Below are 640 nucleotides of genomic sequence, written 5' to 3'. Positions count from 1 at the left end.
AGGCGAAAGACACGGATCATGCAGTTCTTATGCAAGCTTCCAGTAGGGGGAGGTCAAGAAGTATCCTGTAACATAGGCGTGACATTGCCACGCGGGTACTGACTGACTGGCCAACGGATGCCCGAGGTTGGTTTCAGGGGAAAATCTGAGGCGAGACTGCGGACTCATCCAAGGTCTGTTTCGGAGCCAGGCAACCACCCGCATCCTTTCATGCGGGTGGCTGCCCTTTCAGGGTCTAGTCGAGCTGCACGAACTCGGCATATTCGCCGCGCACCTGGACAGTCACGGTTGCGGGCTGGCTGTCCCGATTCCGCCAGAACCAGCCGTGTTGCCCATCGAAGTCGGCGGTGACCTCGCCCTCGGAGCCACTGGAACCACGGCCTTTTTCATAGGTTACCGTTTGGCCACCACCATGACCGTGCAGGTCAAAATTCACCCGGCCGCCCTCAACGATCACCCTGTATTCCGCCGTCTGGCCTTCGTCCATCACCATCTTCCAGTCCGCCGAGTCGCCAGGCGCCAGGGTGAAGGTGATCTCGTCGCGCCAGGCTTCGACCTCCTGCGCATGTGCCGCGCCGACGAAGAGCCCGAAGATATCGTTCATCAGGCTCGACTGCTCGTCTGCCTCAAGTTCCAGCAG

Annotated in this window: 1 pseudogene; it reads right to left on the bottom strand. The window is 59.8% G+C overall.

Annotated elements, in window-relative coordinates:
* Positions 1-235: 235 nt before the first annotated feature.
* Positions 236-640 (bottom strand): annotated as a pseudogene (locus BFV97_RS17905) (transmembrane anchor protein); the annotation flags it as partial.

It is taken from the genome of Neptunicoccus sediminis (assembly GCF_001719615.1).
GTDB lineage: Bacteria > Pseudomonadota > Alphaproteobacteria > Rhodobacterales > Rhodobacteraceae > Amylibacter > Amylibacter sediminis.
The sequence above is the reverse complement of the archived record's forward strand: the minus strand, read 5'-3'. Positions and strand labels throughout refer to the sequence as shown.